We start from the raw sequence: 20,877 nt of genomic DNA on the forward strand, positions 1-20,877 counted from the left end.
TCCCGCCGGGCCCTGGCCCAGCGCGCCCTCAGACCGTCGCTTGGGCCGTCAGGCGATAGCCCGCGCCGCGCACGGTCTCGACCATCGGCGCGGCCGGGCCGAGCGATTCGCGCAGGCGCTTCACGTGCACGTCGACCGTCCGCTCTTCGATGTAGACATGATCGCCCCACACCTTGTCCAGCAGCTGCGCGCGGCTGTGCACGCGCTCGGCATGCTGCATCAGGTAGCCGAGCAGCTTGAATTCGGTCGGGCCCACCTTCAGCAGCGTGCCCTGCCATGTCACGCGGTGCGTCGCGGTGTCGAGCACGAGTTCGCCGATCTCGACGCGCTCGGTGACGGCCTCGGGCGCACGGCGGCGCAGCACGGCACGAATGCGGGCCAGCATCTCCTGCGTCGAGAAGGGCTTGGTGATGTAGTCGTCGGCGCCGGCGTCGAGCCCGGCCACCTTGTCGGGCTCGTCGCCGCGCGCGGTCAGCATGAGGATCGGCATCGACTTGGTGCGCGGGTCCTTGCGCCACTGGCGCGCCAGCTGCAGGCCGCTCTGGCCCGGCAGCATCCAGTCGAGCAGCACCAGGTCAGGCAGGAAGGCATCGAGCTCGCGCTGCGCTGCCGCGCCATCCTCCGCCCAGATCGGCTCGAAGCCGTTGTGGCGCAGGTTGACGGCGATCAGCTCGGCGATCGAGGACTCGTCTTCGACAATCAGGACGCGGGGTTTCTTCATTGATTGAAGTGCAGGCCTATTGAAGAGCCGATTCGATTTCCTGCATCGAAGTGTGCCGCACGTCGGCGCCCTTGACGATGTAGATGATGAACTCGGCGATGTTCTTCGCGTGATCGCCGATGCGCTCGATCGCCTTGGCCAGGAACAGCAGGTCGAGGCTGGCCGAGATGGTGCGCGGGTCTTCCATCATGTAGGTGACCAGCTTGCGCACGAAGCCGTCGAACTCCTTGTCGATCAGGTCGTCGTCCTTCAGGATCGACAGCGCCGCGGCCGTGTCCAGGCGCGCGAAGGCGTCGAGCGCCTTGCGCAGCAGGCCCGAGGCCAGATCGGCTGCGATGCGCAGCTCGGTGGAAGGCAGGGCGCGCGCCGAACCGCTTTCGATGATCGACTTGACCATGCGCGCGATCTTGTTGGCCTCGTCGCCCACGCGCTCCAGGTTGGCGGTGGTCTTCGAGATCGCGATCAAGAGGCGCAGATCGCGCGCCGTCGGCTGGCGCCGCGCGATGATCGAGGACAGCTCGCGGTCGATCTCGATTTCCATCGCGTTGACGCGGTGCTCGGTTTCCATCACGCGGTCGGCCGCCTCGGAATCGAACTGCGACAGCGAATAGACGGCCTGATGGATCTGGGACTCGACCATGCCGCCGAGCTCCATCACGCGCGAGGAGACGGCGTTGAGTTCGCTGTCGAACTGGCTGGAGAGATGTTTTTCCGTCATGGTGCTTCCTTTAACCGTAACGTTTAACCGAAACGGCCGGTGATGTAGTCCTCGGTTTCCTTGCGCTTCGGCTTGAAGAACAGCTCTTCCGTCGCGCCGAATTCGATCAGGTCGCCGAGGTACATGTAGGCGGTGTAGTCGCTGCAGCGCGCCGCCTGTTGCATGTTGTGGGTCACGATAACGACGGTGTACTCGCTTTTCAGCTCGGCGATCAACTCCTCGATTTTCGCCGTGGAGATCGGATCGAGCGCGGAGCAGGGTTCGTCGAGCAGCAGCACCTCGGGCTTGATCGCGATGCCGCGCGCAATGCACAGGCGCTGCTGCTGGCCGCCGGAGAGGCCCGAGCCGCTTTGCTGCAGCTTGTCGCGCACCTCGGTCCAGAGCGCGGCCTTCTTGAGCGCCCATTCGACGCGGTCGTCCATCTCGGAGGCGCTCAGGTTCTCGAACAGCTTCACGCCGAAGGCGATGTTGTCGTAGATCGACATCGGGAACGGCGTCGGCTTCTGGAACACCATGCCGACCTTGGCGCGGATCAGCGCCACGTCCTGCTTGGAGGTCAGCAGGTTCTCCCCGTCCAGCGCGATGACCCCCTCGGCGCGCTGCTCCGGATAGAGCTCGAACATGCGGTTGAAGGTGCGCAGCAAGGTCGACTTGCCGCAGCCCGACGGCCCGATGAAGGCCGTCACCTTGTTCTCGGGAATCTCGAGGTTGATGCTCTTGAGCGCATGGAACTTGCCGTAATAGAAGTTCAGATCCTTGACCGAGATCTTGGCGCGCGACGGCTGTGCAGCGATGGTGGTTGGCATGATGTTCAGAGTTTGTTGCGCGTCAGGATCCGCGCGAGGATATTGAGGCCGAGCACTGCAACGGTGATCAGGAACACGCCGGCCCAGGCCAGTTGCTGCCAGTTCTCGTACGGGCTCATCGCGAACTTGAAGATGGTCACCGGCAGGCTGGCCATCGGCTGCGTCACGTCCGAGGTCCAGAACTGGTTGCTGAGCGCGGTGAACAGGAGCGGGGCGGTTTCGCCCGCGATGCGCGCCACCGCCAGCAGGACGCCCGTGACCACCCCGGCGCGTGCGGCGCGCAGCGTGATGCTCAGGATGACCTTCCATTTCGGCGTGCCCAGCGCATAGGCCGCTTCGCGCAGGCCGGCCGGGATCAGCTGCAGCATGTTCTCGGTGGTGCGGATCACGACCGGGATCACGATCAGCGCCAGCGACAGCGCGCCGGCCAGGCCCGAGAAGGACTTGAAGCGCGCCACCACCACCGCATAGACGAACAGGCCGATCACGATCGACGGCGCCGACAGCAAGATGTCATTGACGAAGCGGACGACGTTCGAGAGCCAGCTCTTGGGGTTGTACTCGGCCAGGTGGATGCCGGCCATGATGCCGATCGGCGTGCCCACGAAGGTGGCGAGGGCCACCATCACGAGCGAGCCGAAGATCGCGTTGGCAATGCCGCCCGATTCATTCGGCGGCGGCGTCATTTCGGTGAAGGTGGCCAGCGCCAGGCCGCCCACGCCCAGGCGCAGCGTTTCCCAGAGGATCCAGATCAGCCAGAACACGCCGAAGGCCATCGCGGCGAGTGACAGCGTGAGCGCGATGAAGTTGACGCGCTTGCGGCTGGCGAACTTCGCCGCCCGCGTTTCGTCGAGCGCCTTGGCGCTCAGCAGGCGTTCGGCGGTGCTCATGACTTGGTTCCTTCGCTCTTCTTCATCTGCTGCAGCAGGATCTTGGACAGCGACAGCACCACGAAGGTGATGAAGAACAGCACAAGGCCCAGGTACATCAGAGAAGCCTGGTGCAGGCCCTCGCCGGCTTCGGCGAATTCGTTGGCCAGCACCGAAGTGATGCTGTTGGCGGCTTCGAAGACCGAGAGCGAGTTGAGCTGGTTCGTATTGCCGATCACGAAGGTAACGGCCATCGTTTCGCCCAGCGCCCGGCCGAGGCCGAGCATGATGCCGCCGATGACGCCGGCCTTGGTGTAGGGCAGCACCACCTTGGAGACCACCTCCCAGGTCGTGGAGCCGAGGCCATAGGCCGACTCCTTGAGCAGCGGCGGCGTCACTTCGAACACGTCGCGCATCACCGAGGCGATGAACGGGATGATCATGATCGCGAGGATGATGCCGGCCGACAGGATACCGATGCCCACAGGCGGGCCGGACACCAGCGCGCCGAGGTAAGGAACCCCGTCGAACAGTTTCTGCAGCGGCTGCTGCACGAAGGTCGACAGGATCGGCCCGAACACCAGCAAGCCCCACATGCCGTAGACGATCGAGGGCACGGCTGCCAGCAGCTCGATGGCTGTGCCGAGCGGCCGCTTCAGCCAGGCCGGCGACATCTCGGTCAGGAAGAGCGCGATGCCGAAACTCACCGGCACCGCGATCACGAGTGCGATCAGCGAGGTGGCCAGCGTGCCGTAGATCATCACCAAGCCGCCGTACTCGTTCTGCACCGGGTCCCACACGCTGCTGGTAAGGAAACCCAAGCCGAACTTCGAGATGGCGGGCCAGGCGCCGGCCAGCAGCGACAGCAGGATGCCGATCAGCATCGCCAGGGTCAGCAGCGCGGCACCCTTGGCGGCCCAGCCGAAAAGGCGATCGGTGGCGGCGCCGGTACGCGGCCTCTTGGCCGGCGGCGGGCTCGAGGTCGCACGGTCACGCTCGGCCGGAAGCTCGAGCGAGGTGGAAGCAGCGGGAAAAGTGGATGACACAGGTCGCTCCGAAAGCGGCGCGTGCTCGAGCGGAGTGCTCATACGCGCCGGTCCGCTTTACTTGAAGGCGACGGGCTTGCCCGACGCGTCCTTGATCTCGCCCCAGGCGGTCGCGATCACGCCCTTCACCTTGTCAGGCATCGGAACGTAGTCGAGGTCGCCGGCAGTCTTGTCGCCGTTCTTGTAGGCCCAGTCGAAGAACTTGAGCGTGGTCGTGGCCTGCGCCGGCTTGTCCTGCGACTTGTGCATCAGGATGAAGGTCGCGCCGGTGATCGGCCAAGCGTCCTTGCCGGGCTGGTTGGTCAGCACCTGGTAGAAGGTCTTGGACCAGTCGGCGCCGGCAGCGGCGGCCTTGAAGGCGTCATCGTCCGGCGAAACAAAGCTGCCGGAGGCATTCTGCATCTGGGCGTACGTCATCTTGTTCTGCTTGACGTAGGCGTACTCGACGTAGCCGATCGAGTTGGGCAGCTTGCTGACGAACTGCGCAACGCCCTCGTTGCCCTTGCCGCCCGCGCCGATGGGCCAGTTGACGGCCGTGCCGTCGCCGACCTTGGCCTTCCAGTCGGGGTTGGCCTTGCTCAGGTAGTTGGTGAACAGGAAGGTGGTGCCCGAGCCGTCGGCGCGGCGCACCGGTGCGATGGCCGCATCAGGCAGCGCCAGCGAGCCGTTCAGCGCCTTGATGGCGGGATCGTTCCACTTGGTGATCTTGCCGAGGTAGATGTCGCCGAGAACCTGGCCGTTGAGCTTGAGCTCGCCGGGCTTGATGCCCTGGATGTTGACCACCGGAATCACGCCACCGATCACGGTGGGGAACTGCACCAGGCCCTTGGCCTTCAGGTCGTCGTCGGTCAGCGGCATGTCGGAAGCGCCGAAATCGACCGTCTTGGCATCGATCTGCTTGATGCCGGCGCCGGAACCGACCGACTGGTAGTTGATCTTGGCACCGGTGGCCTTGTTGAAATCCGAGGCCCACTTCGAGTACAGCGGGGCCGGGAAGCTTGCGCCGGCGCCGGTGGCTTCTTGTGCAAAAGCGGGAGCATGGGCCAGGGCCGCGGCCACGAGGCCGGCGGCAGCAAACTTGAACGTCATCTTCATGAAGCTTCCTTTTGGATGTGCAGAGGACCCCTTCCAGGGGGCTTGGCAGGGACTCTAGGAAGCTTGTGTGACACCGGTGTGACACCCTTTTCCAGAGGGAAATCGCCCATCACAGGGGCCCGCGCTCTGTGACGCTGTCACACAATCGTCATGCGCCACGCCTAGCCTTGAGCGCTCGTTGCAGCACCCTCTTGGCGCGGCAGCGCCGGCCGAAACGCTACGATCGGGGCCCGCCATCTCCTCCTCAACATGCAAAACGGAACCCGCCTCGCTGCGGTCGATCTCGGGTCGAACAGCTTCAGGCTCGAGATCGGCCAGGTCGACCACGGCCAGATCCACCGCGCCGAGTACCTGAAGGAAACCGTTCGCCAAGGCAACGGCCTCGACAGCGCCCGCAACCTCACGCCGGAGGCGATGCAGCGCGGCTGGGACGCGCTGGCCCGCTTCGGCGAGCGGCTGGCGGGCTTCAAGCGCTCGCAAGTTCGCGCGGTGGCCACCCAGACCCTGCGCGAAGCCCGCAACCGCGAAGAATTCCTGCTGCGGGCGCGCACCATTCTGGGCTTCGGCATCGATGTCATCACGGGCCGCGAAGAGGCCCGCCTGATCTATCAAGGCGTGGCGCACCTGGTGCCCCACACCGACGCCTCGAACCGGGAGCGCCGCCTGGTGGTGGACATCGGCGGCCGCTCCACCGAGATGATCATCGGCCAAGGCCTGAAGGCCGAGGTGATGGAGTCGTACCGGGTCGGCAGCGTCGCATGGTCGATGAAGCATTTCCCCGAAGGCCAGTTCACGACCGCAGCCTTCAAGGCGGCCGAGACCGCCGCCAAGGCGGTGCTGGACGACGCGCTCGCCACCTACGTGCCGGACCGCTGGGACGTGGCCTACGGCGCCTCGGGGACCATCGGCGCGGTGGGCGATGTGCTCGCGGCCGCCGGCGGCGAGCCGGGGCTGATCACGCGCGACGGGCTCGATTGGCTGGTCGACCGGTTGCTCAAGGCCGGCAACGCCGATCGCCTGCGCATCGAAGGCATGCGGGAGGACCGCAAGGCCGTGATCGGCGGCGGCGTCAGCGTGCTGCGCGCCGTGTTCGACCTGCTCGAGATCGAGGAAATGAAGGTGGCCCAGGGCGCCCTGCGCCATGGCGTGCTCTACGAGCTGCTCGAGCGCGACGAGAGCGTCGCCGATCTGCGCGCCAGCACCGTGGCGCGCCTGGCCAGCCGGTTCGCGATCGACGCCCCGCAGGTCCGGCGCGTCAGCGAGACCGCCGCTGCGCTGTTCCTGCAGCTCGAGCCGGCCGCGCGCGGCGGCAGTACCACGAGCCGCGCCGGACGGGCACTGCGCAAGATCGGCTGGGCCGCCCAGCTGCACGAGATCGGGGCCCAGATTTCGCACAGCGAGTACCACAAGCACGGTGCCTACATCCTCGACAACGCCGACGCGCCGGGCTTCGCGGTGAACGAGATGCACTGGCTGAGCCAGCTGGTGCTCGGTCATCGCGGCAAGCTGCGCAAGATCGAAGCCTCTCTGAACGACGAGACCTTCGTCGCGCAACTGCTGGCGCTGCGCCTGGCCGTCATCCTGTGCCATGCGCGACGCGATCCTGACCTCGAGGCCCTGCGCCTGGCGCGAACGGACAGCCGGCTTTTCACCATCGCGTGCCGTGCGGGCTGGTCCGAGACCTACCCCCAATCCGCGCACCTGCTGCGCGAGGAAGTGCTGGCCTGGCAGAAGGCCGCCTGGCGGCTCGAGCTGCAGGGCTGCTGACGCCTAGAGCAGTTCGGGCGACTGCACCGTGACAACCACGGTCTGCACGTCGCCGTCGCGCTCGCGGGTGCGGATCCACCAGACGGCACCCTTGCGCACCGGGCAGCTGTCCTGCTTGAGGCCAAGCAGCAGCGAGATGGCTTCGCCGAGCGAGGGCTGGTGCCCGATCAGCAGCACCACCGACTTGCCGTTGGGCCATCCGGCCGCTGCCAGCAGTGCATCCGCCGTGGTGTCGGGCGCGAGTTCGCTGCGCAGCTTGTACTTGCGTCCCAGTGCCAGCGCGGTCTGCTCGCTGCGGCGTGCCGGGCTGCAGACGATGCGCGTGCCCTCGGGTAGTTGCCGATCGAGCCAGGCCGCCATGCGCTTGGCCTGTTTCTCGCCGCGCTGGGTCAGCGAGCGCTGCAGGTCGTCGCAGCCCTCGGTCCAGTCCTCGGCCTCGGCATGGCGCCAGAAAATCAGATCCATGGCTTGTTGCGTCATTCCCGAGAGGCAGCGCGGCTGCGACCTCGCGATGCGTAGCGGACCATCAGCGCGGTCTGCGCGCCATGGGCCTCGACGGTGCGAACGACGGCGCCATCCGCGCCCGGCTGCAGATCGACGCGGCGATAGGCGCCGTCGGCGCCGAGATCCCAGGCATCCCGCCCGTCGTGCAGGTAAGCCACCAGGCATTCGTCGATGAGCCGCTGGCGCAGCGCCGGATCGGTCACCGGCCAGGCCAGCTCGATGCGGCGCAGCATGTTGCGGTTCATCCAGTCGGCGCTCGATAGGTACAGGGATTCGTCCTCGCCCCGGCGGAAATAGAAGACGCGCGAATGCTCGAGGAAGCGTCCGATCACCGAGCGCACGCGGATGTTGTCGGTCAAGCCCGGCACGCGCGCCGGCAAGGTGCAGGCGCCGCGCACGATCAGGTCGATCTTCACGCCCTTTTGGCCGGCGTTCACCAGCGCGGCGATCAGGGCCTCGTCGGTCAGCGCGTTCATCTTGGCAACGATGCGTGCAGGCTCGCCGGCGGCCGCCGCGGCAGCGAGCGCATCGACCCGGGCGATCATGTTGCGGTGCAGGTCGAAGGGTGCCATCCACATGCGATGGAGCTTGGGCAGCCGGCTCTGGCTGGCCATGTGCACGAACACCGCCTCCATGTCGGCGGTCAGCAAGGGGTCGGCGGTCAGGTGGCTGATGTCGGTGTAGAGCTTGGCCGTGCGCGGGTTGTAGTTGCCGGTCGACAGATGGCCGTAGCGGCGCATCTGCTTGCCCTCGCGGCGCGTCACCAGCAGCATCTTGGCGTGCGTCTTCAGGCCGACCACCCCATAGACGACCTGGGCGCCGATCGATTCGAGCATCTCGGCCCAGTTGATGTTGGCCTCCTCGTCGAAACGCGCCTTGAGCTCCACCACCACCGTGACCTCCTTGCCGCGGCGAACTGCCTCGCGCAGCAGGTCCATGAGCTCGGAATCGGTGCCGGTGCGGTAGATGGTCTGCTTGATGGCGAGCACCTGCGGGTCCTGCACCGCTTCGCGCAGGAAGGCCAGCACGCCGTCGAAGCTCTCGAAAGGCTGGTGGATCAGGGCATCGCCCTGCTGCAGCCGCTCGAAGAAGGACTGCCCCGGCGTCAGCATCACCGGGTAGGACGCCTGGTAAGGCGGAAAGCGCAGCTGCGGCTCCTCCAGCAGGTCGATCAGCTGCGTCAGCCGGGCCAGGTTGACCGGGCCGCGCACGCGGTACAGCGCCTGCGGCGGCAGGTTGAACTGGGCCAGCAGAAAGCTCGCCAGCGACTCGGCGCAACTGGCCGAGACCTCGAGCCGGACGGCCTGCCCGTAGTGGCGATGCTGCAGGCCCTGGCGCAGCGCCGTGCGCAGGTTCTTGACGTCTTCCTCGTCCACCGCCAGGTCGGAGTGCCGCGTCACGCGGAACTGCGAGAACTCGCCCACCTCGCGCCCCGGAAACATGCTGGACAGGTGGGCCCGCACGATGCTCGACAGCGCGACGAACAGCGTCTTGCCGCCCGACACCTTGGCCGGCATGCGGATCAGGCGCGGCAGCACGCGCGGGACCTTGACGATGGCGATCGGGTTCTCGCGGCCGAAGGCGTCCTTGCCGGAGAGGCGAACGATGAAGTTGAGCGACTTGTTCGCAACCTGGGGAAAAGGATGCGCAGGATCCAGCCCCACCGGAATCAAGAGCGGCTGGACTTCGCGCTCATAGTAGTCGTGCACCCATTTGCGCTGCGCCGGGTTGCGCTCGCCGTGCGAAATGATGTGGATGCCCTGGGCCGCGAAGGTGGGGATCAGCTCGTCGTTGTAGAGCGCGTACTGCCGCCCCACCAGCGCATGCGCCACCTCGGCCAAGCGCTCGAAGGACTCCACGGTGTAGTTGCCCTTGTGGTCGCCCGCGGCATTGGCGATCAGGTGCGGCGCCGTCCGGACCTCGAAGAATTCGTCGAGGTTGGACGACACGATGCACAGGTAGCGCAGGCGCTCGATCAGCGGCACCTCGGGCCGATAGGCCCAGTCGAGCACCCGCTCGTTGAAGGCCAGGATGCTGTGGTCGCGGTCGAGCAGCCTCAGCGACGGCTCAGCGGCGACAGGCGCGCTGTCGGAAAGGGCTGGCGACAAGGAAAATAATTCTGGAGAAACCGGCACGGGAGTGTATGCAGACGGAATCATGACAGTGTCAACCGCCGTTGTGACAGTTGCATGACAACTGTATGACGACATTCCCGTGCTGTCTTAATTGCCCAGGAAGTGCTTTCGATAGCGCGCCGGCAGGTCCTCGATGCGCATCAGCATCGGAAGGTCGGCGGTATTGAAGTCCGGATCCCAGGCCGGCGGGCCCAGAACCTTGGCGCCGAGCCGCAGATAGCCCTTGATCAGCGCAGGCGGCTCGATCTGGAGTTCGCCGTCGAGCCGATGCACCGGCAACGGCAGCCGCGGCTGCACGTGGTACTGGATCGGTGCCATATGGGTGGCCGAGAGCTGGCGCCAGATGCTGGCCGCCGCATCGCCGCTGGTCACGCCGTTGTGCCACATCGGGATGCTGGCGCAGCCGATCATGGTGTCGAGCTTGTTGCTGTTCATGAAACCGGCCAGCGCACCCCAGAGCGCGAGGATCACGCCGCCCTGGCGATGGTCCGCATGGACGCAGCTGCGGCCCAGCTCGACCATGCGTTCGCGCAGGTCGCGCAGCCGCGTCAGATCGAATTCGGTGTCGCTGTAGGTGCTGCCGATGCGCCGGGCCTGGGCCGGCGTCAGCACGCGGTAGGTGCCGATCACCTGGTTCGTCGCCAGCTCGCGCACCAGCAGGTGCTCGCAGAAGTCGTCGAACAGGTCGATGTCGTGGCCTTCCAGCGGGGTCGTGAGGCGGGCACCCATCTCGCCCGCAAACACCTCGTAGCGCAGGCGCTGGGCCGCGCGGACGTCGTCCTGGTGCCGCGCCCAGGTCACGCTGATGCCGCCGGCTTCGGTGGCGGCGGCAGGGGTTGCCGCAGCCGGTACTGCAGGAATCGAAGCCGGTGCGCGGGCCGGGTTCGGCGCCGGCCACAGGGCGGCGCGCAGTCCCAGCTGCGAGAACGGAAACGTCGGCGTGGGCAGTTCTTTCATGCGAGACCCTTTCTGCGCACGGAGTCTGTGAGACAGCGGTGAAACACGCGTGTCAATCCGATGGCAGTTGCGTGACTTGCAACCATTGGCGCCTGCTTTCGGCGTCTAATCCCGACGTTTCGCCAACTGGAGTTCTTTCATGGCCGCCGAAGTCCAAGTCAGGGTCGAGGTCGAGACCCGCCGTCATCAGATGTTTCCCGTGCTGGGCGCCGCCTGCATCGAGCGCATCAGGCGCTTCGGCAGCGTGCGGCACTACGCGCGCGGGGACTGCCTCTTCCGGGCCGGCGAGCCCGGCCCGGGGATGTTCGTCGTGCTGCGCGGCATCGTGGCGATCACCCAGCGCGACGGGCTCGGGCGCGTGGTGCCCATCGAACGCCAGGGCCCGGGTCAGTTTCTGGCGGAGATCGCGCAACTCTCCGGCCGCCCTGCCCTGGTTGACGGCCACGCCGAGGACGATGTAGAGACTCTGCTGGTGCCGCCCGAGCAGCTGCGCGCGCTGATCATCGCCGAGGCCGACCTCGGGGAACGGCTGGTCCGCGCGATGATCCTGCGCCGGGTGGCCCTGATCGAATCGGGCAGCAGCGGGCCGGTGCTGATCGGACCGCCGCAGTCGCCCGCGCTGCTGCGGCTGCAGAACTTCCTGCGCCGCAACGGCCATCCCTACAACGTGGTCGACGCGACGCAGGACGCGGATGCGGCGGCACTGCTCGAACAGTACGGCGAGGCGGAACTGCTCGTGGTCTGTCCCGACGGTGCCGTCGTGGTCAATCCGACCGACAACGCACTCGCGCGCTGCCTCGGCATGGTCGACACCATCGACCACGACGAGCTTTTCGACGTGGTGGTGGTCGGCGCCGGCCCCGCCGGCCTCGCGACCGCCGTCTACGCCGCATCCGAAGGCTTGCGCGTGATCGTGGTCGATTGCCGTTCCTTCGGCGGCCAGGCGGGCGCGAGCGCGCGCATCGAGAACTACCTGGGCTTTCCGACCGGCATCTCCGGCGGCGCGCTCGCCGGCCGCGCCTTCGTTCAGGCGCAGAAATTCGGCGTCGAGATGCTGATCCCGGCCGAGGTCGCCTCCATGGACTGCAGCGAAGCCGATACCAAGGGAGAGCTCACGGTCCAGCTCACCGATGGCCGGCGCCTGCGTTCCCGAACCGTCGTGATCGCCAGCGGCGCGCGCTACCGCCGCCCCGAGGTGCCGCGCCTGGCCGAATTCGAAGGCCGCGGCATCTGGTTCTGGGCCTCGGCGCTGGAGGCCAAGCTGTGCGCACAGCAGGAGGTGGCACTGGTCGGCGGCGGCAATTCGGCCGGCCAGGCCGCGGTGTTCCTGTCGCAGCATGCCGCCAAGGTCAATGTGCTGGTGCGCGGCCCTTCGCTCGCAGCCACCATGTCGCGCTACCTGATCGACCGCATCGAGGCCACGCCCAACATCGAGCTGCATCCGCATACCGAGCTGGTGAGCCTGCACGGCGACCCGGCCTCGGGATTGAACGGGGCCACCTGGCGCTGCCGTCGCACCGGCGACGAAGAGCAGTGCCCGACGCGCAATATCTTCCTCTTCATCGGCGCGGTGCCGGAAACGGACTGGCTCGAGGGCTGCGGCGTCTCGGTCGACAAGCATGGCTTCGTGTTGACCGGGGAAGCGGCGCGCGGGGGATTTCCAGCCAGGCCCGCGGCTGCGCTGGAAACCAGCGTCGCCGGCGTGTTCGCCGTGGGGGACGTGCGCTCCGGTTCGGTCAAGCGCGTGGGCGGCGCGATCGGCGAAGGCGCTGCCGTGGTCGCGCTGATCCACAAGCACCTGGCACCGAGCGCCGTGGCCGCCTGAGGCCGGAACAGGCCGCGTTCTGCAGGAAAAGCCACCGGCCGCTATGCTGGCCGGCCCTGTCTCTTTCCTCTGGAACGCAGTCCATGTCTCAAGCTCCCATCGACGTTTATTCCTGGCCCACGCCCAATGGCCACAAGATTCACATCATGTTGGAGGAGTGCGGCCTCCCCTACCGCGCGCACCCGGTCAACATCGGCAAGGGCGACCAGTTCGAAGCCGGCTTTCTCAAGATCAGCCCCAACAACAAGATCCCGGCCATCACCGATCCCGAGGGCCCGGACGGCAAGCCGATCTCGCTGTTCGAATCCGGCGCGATCCTGGTCTACCTGGCCGGCAAGACCGGCGAGTTTCTTCCCGAAGGCGAGCGCGCGCGCTACGAGGTGCTGCAGTGGCTCATGTTCCAGATGGGCGGCGTCGGCCCGATGCTGGGCCAGGCGCATCACTTCCGCATGTACGCGCCCGAGAAGATCGCCTACGCCATCAACCGCTACAGCAACGAGGCGCGGCGCCTCTACGGCGTGATCGACAAGCAGCTGGCCAGCCACCGATTCATCGCCGGCGAAACCTACTCGATCGCCGACATCGCCATCTTCCCGTGGCTGCGCAGCTGGGAGAACCAGGGCATCGTGCTCACCGAGTTCCCACACCTGAAGAAGTGGTTCGAGGGCATCGCTGCCCGGCCCGCGGTGCAGCGCGGCGTCAAGGTGCTGGCCGAGCTGCGCACGCCGATCACCGGCGACAAGGAGCGCGAAATCCTCTTTGGCAAGACGCAATACGCGAAGCGCTGAGAAAGACCTGCTTCGCACAGGCTAGAATCGCAGGCTTCGTCGGGGCGTAGCGCAGCCTGGTAGCGCATCTGGTTTGGGACCAGAGGGTCGAAGGTTCGAATCCTTTCGCCCCGACCAACTTTCTTTCTTCCGCCTCAGCTCACAGGCAACTGCTCCGGCATCGGTTCGGGCGGCGGTTCCTTCTTGGGCTCGGTCCGATCGGGTTTGGCCTGATCGAGTTCATCGATCATCTTTTCGCCCACCGGGTCCTTGCCGTCCGAAGGGATCGATTCTTCGAAGCCGATCTCGGGTTCCTCGTCGAGGATCGGGTGGCGTGACGAAGCGGGTTGGGTGGCGTCGTTGCTCATATTGAACTCCATGAGGAGCTTCCACATTCGCTCTTCGCGACACGCCCCGGCCTCAGGCAAAGGCCAGAGCCCTTGTCGTCCGGCGCCGACGCCGGGGACGCCACCGTAAAATCGGCCCCCATCTGCCCGTAGCTCAGTTGGATAGAGCACCTGCCTTCTAAGCAGGTTGTCGGGGGTTCGATCCCCTCCGGGCAGGCCATCAGCCAGTTTCATCAGGCTTCAATCAGTGTGGATTCCGGAATAACTTGGCCGGAATGACAAGATATGCCGGAAAAAGCGGCGACACGATATGCCGGAAAAATGGCAGGCAGTTGATCGAGCCCCGGCCTATTAATCCGTCGGTCCCTGGTTTGAGCCCGGGTCGAGGAGGCACTACAAGCCGCATAGGCACAAAGGGTTCCGCTACTAAATCGGTAGCAACACCCTTTTTCATTCCAGCCCGTGTCCACCTTTGGCCATTTCCAGCTTTGTCTGCAGGTGCCGACGGGTCGCGGTGCAAGCGTGCCCCGGCCACCTCCACACGCTGTTAGCCCCTTTCGGCTGTACTTGAACCGTTCGGCGGGACCTACCTAAAGGCCACCCCGGCACGCGACGGCGACGCGGCCGGCGAAGGCCAGCGCGATGCCGAGGCAGCGCGCGGCCTAGCCCGTCAGCCAGGCAGCGAGGCCGGGGCCGTACCGGATTGCGACAGGGGGCGCGCCGAAGGCCGTCTGCGGCCCGGGGCCGCCCCGGCCCGCATCCTTGAGCAGGGCCAAGAATTCGCGATTGATGCGCATCGAGGCGTTGAAGACCGCCATGACATCGTCGATATCGATTGTGTCGAGCATTCGCACCTGATCCGCTGTGTCCTCGTCATAGTGCCCGGTCGCCTTGTTGCGTACGCCGGACCAGCCGCGCAGGGTCGTGAGCTGCGTGCGGCATTCCTTGCGAACGGCGCGGTACGCGGCCTGCGACACGGTCATGCCGCGCTGCGCGGCCAGGACGATCGCGCGCTGCGACAGCTTGCCGACCGCCTGCTCGTATTCGTACATCCGGTGCACGAGGCCCTTCATCGCGACGCGCTATAGCCGCTCTGCGCGGTAGTAGGCCGGCTTGAAGCCGCGCCTGTTGGGCTGAATCGGCGTTGGCACTACTTCGTCCACAAGGCACCGCGACTGTCAGGACCGCCGCGACGATCCCAGCGATGCCGGCGGCGCGCGCCCACCACAGCATCTTCGCGTTGTCCGCCTTGCTCGCCTGCGCATCCTGGCGGATTGCCTCAAGTGCCGCGACGGTGCGGTTCTCGGCCTCCTCGGTCGCGTTCAGCCGGCGCGTGTTCTCGCGCATCGTGTCGACGATGTGATCCGACGACGAGACGCGCAACACCCTCGGCTCATTGATGGTGCGCCTTGCCGTCGCCGTGCGAATCTGTTCCGTCCAACTCTGCGCTCGATGTCGTCAACGGTCGTGCGCGGCGACGAATCTCGGTCTCGTATTCATGTGCGTAGCCCCCTGCGTGTAGCGCACCCTGGAGGGCCTGCTCGCGCCAAGCGAGAGCGCGCTCACGCAGATCAGCGTCGGAAAGGTCGCCGGGTTCAGTCATTGGTTGATTCTGACGTGGCACGCGGTCTCGCTGGCGTGAACGGTTGCGCGCAGCAATCAACAGTTAGTTCACAAGAGTGCCCACCAGCATCGACAAGGTTCTGGCGAACGCGCCGGTCGGATTGAGGTGCGACCCAGATTCATTCCTTCAGGACGATCCGGCCGTCTTCGATGAGGCGCCCCATCTTCTCGTACTCGGCGGCCAGGAATGCGGCATACGCCTTCGACGTGCCGCCGACGCGCTCCACCGCCAGCGCCAGCATCTTCTCGCGGACTCGGTGGTCGGCCAGCACCTCATTGGTGGCCCGGTTCAGCTTGTCGATGACCGGCACCGGCGTACCCGCCGGCACGTTCAGCCCCACGAAGGTGTACGCCTCGTAGTCCGGGTAGCCCTGCTCGGCCACCGTCGGCACATCCGCAAGCGAGGGCGAGCGCCGCTTGCCGGTCACGGCGACCGGCTTGATCCTGCCGGCCCGGATCAGCGGCTCGGCCACCGCGATCGAGCCGAACGCCAGATCGACGTGACCCGCCATGAGGTCGGTGAACGCCGGGTTCTCGCCCTTGTAGGGCACGTGACTCAAGCGGATACCCGCCAGCTTCTGGAAGTATTCGCCCGCCAGGTGCTGCGGACCGCCCTGCCCCGTGGTCCCGTAGCTGATCTGGCCCGGCTTGCTCCGCGCCAGCTGTACCAGCTCGGGCACCGTGTTCGCCGCGAGCGTGGTGCGCGCCACCAGCACGTTGGGAACGTTGTGAACATGGATCACGGGCATGAGGTCCTTGCGCGGATCGAAGCCTTGCTTCATCAGGTGCGGCTGTATCACCTGCGGGCCGGTGGTGCAGAAGCAGACGGTGTAGCCGTCGGGCGCTGACTTCGCGACATGGTCGGTCCCTATCGAGCCGGCTGCCCCGGCCTTGTTCTCGACGATCACGACCTGGTCCAGCACCCTGCCGAGTTCCTGCCCCACGAGCCGGCCGAGCACGTCCGTCGCTCCGCCTGCGGGAAAGGGCACCACCAGGTGTATCGGCCTGGCGCGGGGGTAGTCCTGCGCGCGCGACGAAACGGAGAACCCGAGCGCCAAAGCGACCATGAGCAGGGAGCCCAAAGCACGAAACAGCGTTGCAGAGACCATGGCCATCACCTGATATTCATGATTCTGGTGCCGGTACTTCGTGGGGTCACTGGGGTCTTCACTCCTCGACCGGCGCGAAATCGCTCTTCGTCGCGCCGCAATCCGGGCAGCACCAGTCATCCGGCACGTCGGCCCACGCGGTGCCGGGCGCGATGTCGTGGTCGGGATCGCCGAGAGCCTCGTCGTAGACATGCGCGCAGAAGAAGCACTGCCATTTCTTCGTGTTCACCGCGCGCGCACCTCCCAGATCAGCGGCAGCTCGAAAAGCGTGGCGTTGACGCCGGCGCGCACGCCGCATTCCCTGCCCGGCTCGATCTGGAAGTCGGGAATGCGCTTCAGCCATTCCTCGAGGAAGATCTTTATCTCGGTACGTGCCAGCAGCGAGCCCGGGCAACGATGCGCGCCGTTGCCGAAGGTCGAATGGATCGGCGTGCGGCGCTGGAAGTTCACCGCCATCGGATCGTCGAACTGGCGATCGTCCACGCCGTGCAGCGTCGTCGGCATCACGACCATGTCGCCGGCCTTCATCTCGACGCCCTTGTACTGCATGTCCTCGCGCACCATGCGGCCTTGATTGACGACCGGGAAGCGGCGCAGCAGTTCCTCCACCGCCGCCGGGATGCGATCCGGGTGTTCGATGAGCTCCCTGCGGTGCGCCGGGCTGGTGGCCAGGAAGCGCGCCGCGAAGCCCATCGCCGAGGCCACGGTGTCCAGGCCGCCGATCAACACCAGCGCCACCATGGGGATCACCTCCTCGTCGGTGATCGGCCGCCCGTCGACCTGCGCCTTGGTCAGCTGGCTGATCGCGTCCGGGCCGGGGTTCTCCCGCCGCTCCTTCACCTTCTGCGCGGCATAGCCGAAGATGTTCATGTAGCTCTGCTCGCGCTCGGCTTCACTGCTCGGGCGCACCTGCTGATCGGCCCAGGCCAGCAGTTTTTCGCGGTCTTCGACCGGCAGGTCGACCATGCGCATGAATATGCCGATGGGCAGGTGCTGGGCGAACTCGCCGACGAACTCGCAGCGACCGCGCGGATAGAAGCCCTCGATCAGCTCGATCGCCTGCTCGCGCGCGCGCCCCGCGAGGGCCGACACCGCCTTCGGCGACAGCAGCGGGGACAGCAGCGTGCGGTACTTCGTGTGCTCCGGCGGATCGAGAAAGATCGGAGGCATCCTGTGCGTGTTGCGCTCGGCGGGCACCACGAGCTTCTGCGAGGTGAAGCGCTCCGCATCCTTGAAGATCTCGTAGATATCCTCCCCGCGCGTCGCAACCCAGTGCCCGCCATTCTTCGGCGTCCAGAAGATGTCGGGGATGCCGGGATCGTGCAGGCGCTTCAGCGCGGCGTGATAGTCGCCATCGGCGACCTCGACGTTGTACAGGTCGAACTCGTGCACCAGCGCGGCGGGCACGTGCGGCGGGATTCGGTCGGCAACGGAATGACTCATGTCGGGGACCTCTTGGGCGAAGTGCGGGCCCTGCGGCTCGTGGGGCGGGATGCGCGTGCCGGGCCGGCGATCGCCAGCAGCCCGCGCAGGTAGAGCAGGAACATGTCGCCGGCGTAGGCGGGGTTGCCGCGCTGCGCGCCGTGGCCGCTCTGCAGCGCCAACGAAGCGCCGAAAGACAGGGCCGCCGCGGCGAGCGCTTCGGGCGCAGCCGGCGGCTCCTTGCCGGCCTTCTCGAACATGGCCGCGAAGACGCGTGCGACGTGCCGGTGGTGGGCGGTGATGAAGGCGTGATAGTGGACGGCGAAGTCCGGATTGCGCTCGGCATGCAAGGTCAGCTCGATCCACAGCAAACCACCGTCGCCGTCCCGTCGGGAACGTCGGAAGCGCGCCAGGAACCCTTGCAGCACGGCCTCCGCGTCCTGCGCCTCGGCGACCACCCTGCCCCACTCGGTGGCTTCGCGTTCGAGCCATTCGCTCATCAGCTCGAGCAGCATGTCTTCCTTGGTGGTGTAGTTCGCATAGAAGGCACCCCGGCTCAGGCCCGCGGCCTGACTGATGCCATCTACAGACGCCGCACCGACGCCCTGGTCGGCGAACGCCCTGGTGGCGGATCTGCGCAGGCGGGCCTTAGTGACCTCGCGCTTCTCTTCACGGCTCAACGCTTGCATGAATGTCTCCTTCAAATACAGTTATGTATTCTAATTTTCGCTCGATGTTCTGATATTGGTACACACCCTAGGCAAGGTGTTTCATTCGTCACGCTTCTTGACGTCTTTCTGTCGGACGTTCAGAATTACGCACTATGTTCATATATTAGACCGACCAGTGTCCTCCACAAGCTACGACCTGAGCGACGACCAGAAGGCCATCCAGGACCTGATCCGGCGCTTGGCGCGCGACAAGGTGGCGCCGCGCGCCGACGAGATCGATCGCACGGCCGAGTACCCGCACGACATGTTCGAGCTGCTCAAGGGGCTGGGCCTGTTCGCGCTGCCCTTCCCCGCCGAATACGGCGGCACCGGCAGCACGCTGTCGGCCTGCGTCGCGGTCGAGGAATTCGGGCGCGTGTGCTACAACACCGGCTACCTGCTCGTCGTGCAGTGGACGCCGTTCGGCGCGATCCTTGCCGGCGGCACCGAGGCGCAAAAGCAGCGCCTGCTGCCGGGCCTGGCAAGCGGCGAGCTGCGCGGCGCTCTGTCGCTGACCGAGCCACAGAGCGGTTCCGACGTCTCCGGCATCAAGACCACCGCGCGCCGCACGGCCGACGGCTATGTGTTAAACGGTGCGAAGATCTGGTGCACCAACGCCGACATCGCCGACTTCATCCTGGTCGCCGCGAAGACGCAGGACGAAGCCGGGCAGCCGCTCGGCATCAACCTGTTCATCGTCGATCGCGGCACGCCCGGTCTGACGGTGGGCCGCAAGGAAGACAAGATGGGCGCCCGCGGCGTGCCGTCGTGCCCGCTCTTCTTCGACCAGGCGCGGATTCCGGCGGAGAGCCGCCTCGGCCCCGAGGGCGGCGAAGGCTTCAAGGTCGCGATGGAGGCGCTCAACACCAGCCGCCCGATCGTCGCGGCGCGTGCCGTCGGCATCGCGCAAGGCGCGATCGACCATGCCGTCCGATACATCCAGGAGCGGCGCGCCTTCGGCCAGGCGATCAGCGACTTCCAGGGCGTGCGCTGGATGCTCGCCGACATGGTGATGCAGACCGAAGCGGCGCGCCAGCTGGTCTACCGCACCGCCGCCATGGTCGACGCCGGCGTCACAGGTCGGGCGCTGGCGCCGATGGCGGCGATGGCCAAGTGCGTCGCGTCCGATGTCGCGATGAAGGTCGCCACTGATGCGGTGCAGCTCTTCGGCGCCGCCGGCGTGTCGGCCGAGTACCCGATCAACCGCTACTTCCGCGATGCGAAGGTGGTGCAGATCATCGAAGGGACGAACCAGATCCAGCGCAACATCATCGCCAACAGCCTCCTCGGGAAGGCCGGCCGATGACGGGACCGCTGGCCGGCCTGAAGGTCGTCGAGCTGGCTGGCATCGGCCCGGGCCCGATGTGCGCAATGCTGCTTGCCGACCTCGGCGCCACCGTGATCCGCGTCGACCGCAAGCAGCCTGTGAAGCTGGGGCTCGAGCGGCCGCTCAAGTTCAACACGCTGCTGCGCAACCGCGGGTCGATCGCGCTCGACCTGAAGCAAGCGGCCGCGGTGGAGGCCGTGCTCGGGCTGGTCGAGCAGGCTGATGCGCTGATCGAAGGCTTCCGCCCCGGCGTCACCGAGCGCCTCGGCCTGGGGCCCGACGTCTGCCTCGCGCGCAATCCGCGCCTGGCCTACGGGCGCCTGACCGGCTGGGGTCAGAGCGGGCCGCTGGCGCAGGTGGCGGGGCACGACATCAACTACCTCGCCATCACCGGCATCCTGGAGGCGATTGGCCGCGAAGGCCAGCCGCCGTCGATCCCGCTGAACCTGCTCGGCGACTATGCGGGCGGATCGCTGTACATGGCCGTCGGCCTGCTCGCCGCGATCCTGGACGCGCGCCGCACCGGCCAGGGCCAGGTCGTCGACGCAGCGGTCGTCGACGGCGCCGTGCACCTGGCGACGACCTTCCACGGCATGGTCGCCGGCGGCATCTGGCGCGAAGGCCGCGGCGGCAACCCGACCGACGGCGGCTCGCATTTCTATGACTGCTACGAGTGCGCCGACGGCCGCTGGATCGCTGTCGGGCCGATCGAGGAGAAGTTCTTCGCCGAGCTGCTCGCCCGGCTTGAGATCGACGCCTCGAAGCTCGGCCCGCAGATGTCGCGCGAGCACTGGAAGCCCGCCAAAGAGCTGCTCGCCGCCACGTTCAAGAAGCGCACGCGCGACGACTGGGCGGCGCGCCTCGAGCAGACCGACGCCTGCGTGTCGCCGGTGCTGAGCTTCGCCGAGGCAGCGCGGCATCCGCACCTGAAGGCGCGCGGCAGCCTGGTCGAGATCGACGGCATCGTGCAGTCCGCGTCTGCGCCGCGCTTCTCGCGCAGCACGCCCGCCATTCCGACGCCGCCGCAGCCGGTCACGCCGGGGAACACCGACCGGGCCTTGTCGCGCTGGTTCTCCCAGGACAAGATCGCGGCACTGCGACGCGACGGCGTCATTGATTAGGGTCTGTT

The 20,877-nt window shown here is 66.7% G+C and carries 21 protein-coding genes and 2 tRNA genes; 8 read left to right on the forward strand and 15 right to left on the reverse strand.

Features of this window, described 5'->3' with window-relative positions; all coding sequences use genetic code 11:
• Positions 1-28: 28 nt before the first annotated feature.
• From phoB to pstS, 6 genes are read right to left on the reverse strand one after another with little or no spacing between them, the layout of a single operon-like run.
• Positions 29-721, reverse strand: coding sequence for a phosphate regulon transcriptional regulator PhoB (gene phoB / locus ACSQ9A_RS15430; protein WP_214702839.1), 693 nt, complete (start codon positions 719-721; stop codon positions 29-31).
• A 16-nt stretch (positions 722-737) separates the two neighbouring features.
• Positions 738-1,439, reverse strand: a complete 702-nt coding sequence (gene phoU / locus ACSQ9A_RS15435; protein WP_093108883.1) for a phosphate signaling complex protein PhoU — start codon at positions 1,437-1,439, stop codon at positions 738-740.
• A 23-nt stretch (positions 1,440-1,462) separates the two neighbouring features.
• A complete protein-coding gene (gene pstB / locus ACSQ9A_RS15440; protein WP_093108884.1) occupies positions 1,463-2,245 on the reverse strand; it encodes a phosphate ABC transporter ATP-binding protein PstB in 783 nt (260 codons plus the stop codon).
• Positions 2,246-2,250: 5 nt separating this feature from the next.
• Positions 2,251-3,135 carry a phosphate ABC transporter permease PstA gene (gene pstA / locus ACSQ9A_RS15445; RefSeq protein ID WP_093108885.1) on the reverse strand — a complete coding sequence of 295 codons (885 nt, stop codon included), beginning with the start codon at positions 3,133-3,135 and terminating at the stop codon, positions 2,251-2,253.
• Entirely contained in the window at positions 3,132-4,202 is a 1,071-nt protein-coding gene (pstC, locus tag ACSQ9A_RS15450; RefSeq protein ID WP_093108886.1) for a phosphate ABC transporter permease subunit PstC, read from the reverse strand. The genes pstA and pstC overlap by 4 nt, the downstream gene beginning before the upstream one ends.
• Positions 4,203-4,217: 15 nt before the next feature.
• Complete coding sequence (gene pstS, locus ACSQ9A_RS15455) at positions 4,218-5,255, reverse strand: phosphate ABC transporter substrate-binding protein PstS (RefSeq protein ID WP_436290194.1); 1,038 nt, start codon at positions 5,253-5,255, stop codon at positions 4,218-4,220.
• 249 nt (positions 5,256-5,504) lie between these two features.
• Here pstS and ACSQ9A_RS15460 point away from each other — a divergent pair, with 249 nt between their 5' ends.
• A complete protein-coding gene (locus tag ACSQ9A_RS15460) occupies positions 5,505-7,022 on the forward strand; it encodes a Ppx/GppA phosphatase family protein (RefSeq protein ID WP_436304244.1) in 1,518 nt (505 codons plus the stop codon).
• Between the two features lie 3 nt (positions 7,023-7,025).
• On the opposite strand, the gene ACSQ9A_RS15465 is transcribed toward ACSQ9A_RS15460, so the two are convergent.
• The 3 genes from ACSQ9A_RS15465 to ACSQ9A_RS15475 are packed head-to-tail and all read right to left on the reverse strand — an operon-like array spanning position 7,026 to position 10,618.
• Positions 7,026-7,487, reverse strand: coding sequence for a SixA phosphatase family protein (locus ACSQ9A_RS15465; protein WP_436304245.1), 462 nt, complete (start codon positions 7,485-7,487; stop codon positions 7,026-7,028).
• 11 nt (positions 7,488-7,498) lie between these two features.
• Positions 7,499-9,736: a polyphosphate kinase 1 gene (gene ppk1 / locus ACSQ9A_RS15470; RefSeq protein ID WP_436304246.1), complete on the reverse strand. Its 2,238-nt coding sequence runs from the start codon at positions 9,734-9,736 to the stop codon at positions 7,499-7,501.
• 12 nt (positions 9,737-9,748) lie between these two features.
• Entirely contained in the window at positions 9,749-10,618 is an 870-nt protein-coding gene (locus tag ACSQ9A_RS15475; protein WP_436304247.1) for a GNAT family N-acetyltransferase, read from the reverse strand.
• A 139-nt stretch (positions 10,619-10,757) separates the two neighbouring features.
• On the opposite strand from ACSQ9A_RS15475, the gene ACSQ9A_RS15480 reads away from it, so the two are divergent.
• The 3 genes from ACSQ9A_RS15480 (at position 10,758) to ACSQ9A_RS15490 (ending at position 13,348) form a co-directional block, all read left to right on the forward strand.
• The gene (locus ACSQ9A_RS15480) at positions 10,758-12,443 is read left to right on the forward strand and encodes an FAD-dependent oxidoreductase (RefSeq protein ID WP_436304248.1); all 1,686 of its coding nucleotides are present in this window, start codon (positions 10,758-10,760) and stop codon (positions 12,441-12,443) included.
• Positions 12,444-12,526: 83 nt separating this feature from the next.
• Positions 12,527-13,231: a glutathione binding-like protein gene (locus ACSQ9A_RS15485; RefSeq protein ID WP_436304249.1), complete on the forward strand. Its 705-nt coding sequence runs from the start codon at positions 12,527-12,529 to the stop codon at positions 13,229-13,231.
• 40 nt (positions 13,232-13,271) lie between these two features.
• A tRNA-Pro gene (locus tag ACSQ9A_RS15490) sits at positions 13,272-13,348 on the forward strand.
• A 17-nt stretch (positions 13,349-13,365) separates the two neighbouring features.
• Here ACSQ9A_RS15490 and ACSQ9A_RS15495 read toward each other — a convergent pair.
• On the reverse strand, positions 13,366-13,578 hold the full coding sequence (locus ACSQ9A_RS15495; RefSeq protein WP_436304250.1) for a hypothetical protein: 213 nt from the start codon (positions 13,576-13,578) through the stop codon (positions 13,366-13,368).
• A gap of 122 nt (positions 13,579-13,700) precedes the next feature.
• Between ACSQ9A_RS15495 and ACSQ9A_RS15500 the strand changes: the two genes are divergently transcribed.
• Positions 13,701-13,777, forward strand: a tRNA-Arg gene (locus ACSQ9A_RS15500).
• A 442-nt stretch (positions 13,778-14,219) separates the two neighbouring features.
• Here ACSQ9A_RS15500 and ACSQ9A_RS15505 read toward each other — a convergent pair.
• Positions 14,220-14,630 carry a hypothetical protein gene (locus ACSQ9A_RS15505; RefSeq protein ID WP_436295456.1) on the reverse strand — a complete coding sequence of 137 codons (411 nt, stop codon included), beginning with the start codon at positions 14,628-14,630 and terminating at the stop codon, positions 14,220-14,222.
• A gap of 131 nt (positions 14,631-14,761) precedes the next feature.
• On the opposite strand from ACSQ9A_RS15505, the gene ACSQ9A_RS15510 reads away from it, so the two are divergent.
• Complete coding sequence (locus tag ACSQ9A_RS15510; protein ID WP_436304251.1) at positions 14,762-14,920, forward strand: hypothetical protein; 159 nt, start codon at positions 14,762-14,764, stop codon at positions 14,918-14,920.
• Positions 14,921-15,299: 379 nt separating this feature from the next.
• Here ACSQ9A_RS15510 and ACSQ9A_RS15515 read toward each other — a convergent pair whose 3' ends face one another.
• The 4 genes from ACSQ9A_RS15515 to ACSQ9A_RS15530 are packed head-to-tail and all read right to left on the reverse strand — an operon-like array spanning position 15,300 to position 18,400.
• On the reverse strand, positions 15,300-16,289 hold the full coding sequence (locus tag ACSQ9A_RS15515; protein ID WP_436304252.1) for a Bug family tripartite tricarboxylate transporter substrate binding protein: 990 nt from the start codon (positions 16,287-16,289) through the stop codon (positions 15,300-15,302).
• Positions 16,290-16,347: 58 nt separating this feature from the next.
• Positions 16,348-16,518: a rubredoxin gene (locus ACSQ9A_RS15520; RefSeq protein ID WP_244503761.1), complete on the reverse strand. Its 171-nt coding sequence runs from the start codon at positions 16,516-16,518 to the stop codon at positions 16,348-16,350.
• The gene (locus ACSQ9A_RS15525; RefSeq protein ID WP_436304253.1) at positions 16,515-17,732 is read right to left on the reverse strand and encodes a cytochrome P450; all 1,218 of its coding nucleotides are present in this window, start codon (positions 17,730-17,732) and stop codon (positions 16,515-16,517) included. Before ACSQ9A_RS15525 ends, ACSQ9A_RS15520 begins: the two co-directional genes overlap by 4 nt.
• Complete coding sequence (locus tag ACSQ9A_RS15530) at positions 17,729-18,400, reverse strand: TetR/AcrR family transcriptional regulator (RefSeq protein ID WP_436304254.1); 672 nt, start codon at positions 18,398-18,400, stop codon at positions 17,729-17,731. The genes ACSQ9A_RS15525 and ACSQ9A_RS15530 overlap by 4 nt, the downstream gene beginning before the upstream one ends.
• A gap of 157 nt (positions 18,401-18,557) precedes the next feature.
• Between ACSQ9A_RS15530 and ACSQ9A_RS15535 the strand changes: the two genes are divergently transcribed.
• Entirely contained in the window at positions 18,558-19,727 is a 1,170-nt protein-coding gene (locus tag ACSQ9A_RS15535; protein WP_436304255.1) for an acyl-CoA dehydrogenase family protein, read from the forward strand.
• On the forward strand, positions 19,724-20,869 hold the full coding sequence (locus ACSQ9A_RS15540) for a CaiB/BaiF CoA transferase family protein (protein WP_436304256.1): 1,146 nt from the start codon (positions 19,724-19,726) through the stop codon (positions 20,867-20,869). The genes ACSQ9A_RS15535 and ACSQ9A_RS15540 overlap by 4 nt, the downstream gene beginning before the upstream one ends.
• Positions 20,870-20,877: the final 8 nt, after the last annotated feature.

The sequence above is a fragment of the Variovorax sp. LjRoot290 genome, assembly GCF_964253985.1.
In the GTDB taxonomy this organism is placed as follows: Bacteria; Pseudomonadota; Gammaproteobacteria; order Burkholderiales; family Burkholderiaceae_C; genus Variovorax.

What these genes read in the sequence shown, in the direction of transcription:
- ACSQ9A_RS15525 (WP_436304253.1), bottom strand. Translation starts at nt 17,732, where the DNA reads ATGAGTCATTCCGTTGCCGACCGAATCCCGCCGCACGTGCCCGCCGCG.
- pstB (WP_093108884.1), bottom strand. Translation starts at nt 2,245, where the DNA reads ATGCCAACCACCATCGCTGCACAGCCGTCGCGCGCCAAGATCTCGGTC.
- pstC (WP_093108886.1), bottom strand. Translation starts at nt 4,202, where the DNA reads ATGAGCACTCCGCTCGAGCACGCGCCGCTTTCGGAGCGACCTGTGTCA.
- ACSQ9A_RS15515 (WP_436304252.1), bottom strand. Translation starts at nt 16,289, where the DNA reads ATGGTCTCTGCAACGCTGTTTCGTGCTTTGGGCTCCCTGCTCATGGTC.
- ACSQ9A_RS15530 (WP_436304254.1), bottom strand. Translation starts at nt 18,400, where the DNA reads ATGCAAGCGTTGAGCCGTGAAGAGAAGCGCGAGGTCACTAAGGCCCGC.
- ACSQ9A_RS15510 (WP_436304251.1), top strand. Translation starts at nt 14,762, where the DNA reads ATGCCGGCGGCGCGCGCCCACCACAGCATCTTCGCGTTGTCCGCCTTG.
- ACSQ9A_RS15465 (WP_436304245.1), bottom strand. Translation starts at nt 7,487, where the DNA reads ATGGATCTGATTTTCTGGCGCCATGCCGAGGCCGAGGACTGGACCGAG.
- pstA (WP_093108885.1), bottom strand. Translation starts at nt 3,135, where the DNA reads ATGAGCACCGCCGAACGCCTGCTGAGCGCCAAGGCGCTCGACGAAACG.
- phoU (WP_093108883.1), bottom strand. Translation starts at nt 1,439, where the DNA reads ATGACGGAAAAACATCTCTCCAGCCAGTTCGACAGCGAACTCAACGCC.
- ACSQ9A_RS15460 (WP_436304244.1), top strand. Translation starts at nt 5,505, where the DNA reads ATGCAAAACGGAACCCGCCTCGCTGCGGTCGATCTCGGGTCGAACAGC.
- ACSQ9A_RS15480 (WP_436304248.1), top strand. Translation starts at nt 10,758, where the DNA reads ATGGCCGCCGAAGTCCAAGTCAGGGTCGAGGTCGAGACCCGCCGTCAT.
- ACSQ9A_RS15485 (WP_436304249.1), top strand. Translation starts at nt 12,527, where the DNA reads ATGTCTCAAGCTCCCATCGACGTTTATTCCTGGCCCACGCCCAATGGC.
- ACSQ9A_RS15540 (WP_436304256.1), top strand. Translation starts at nt 19,724, where the DNA reads ATGACGGGACCGCTGGCCGGCCTGAAGGTCGTCGAGCTGGCTGGCATC.
- ACSQ9A_RS15505 (WP_436295456.1), bottom strand. Translation starts at nt 14,630, where the DNA reads ATGAAGGGCCTCGTGCACCGGATGTACGAATACGAGCAGGCGGTCGGC.
- ACSQ9A_RS15475 (WP_436304247.1), bottom strand. Translation starts at nt 10,618, where the DNA reads ATGAAAGAACTGCCCACGCCGACGTTTCCGTTCTCGCAGCTGGGACTG.
- ACSQ9A_RS15495 (WP_436304250.1), bottom strand. Translation starts at nt 13,578, where the DNA reads ATGAGCAACGACGCCACCCAACCCGCTTCGTCACGCCACCCGATCCTC.
- ppk1 (WP_436304246.1), bottom strand. Translation starts at nt 9,736, where the DNA reads ATGTCGTCATACAGTTGTCATGCAACTGTCACAACGGCGGTTGACACT.
- phoB (WP_214702839.1), bottom strand. Translation starts at nt 721, where the DNA reads ATGAAGAAACCCCGCGTCCTGATTGTCGAAGACGAGTCCTCGATCGCC.
- pstS (WP_436290194.1), bottom strand. Translation starts at nt 5,255, where the DNA reads ATGAAGATGACGTTCAAGTTTGCTGCCGCCGGCCTCGTGGCCGCGGCC.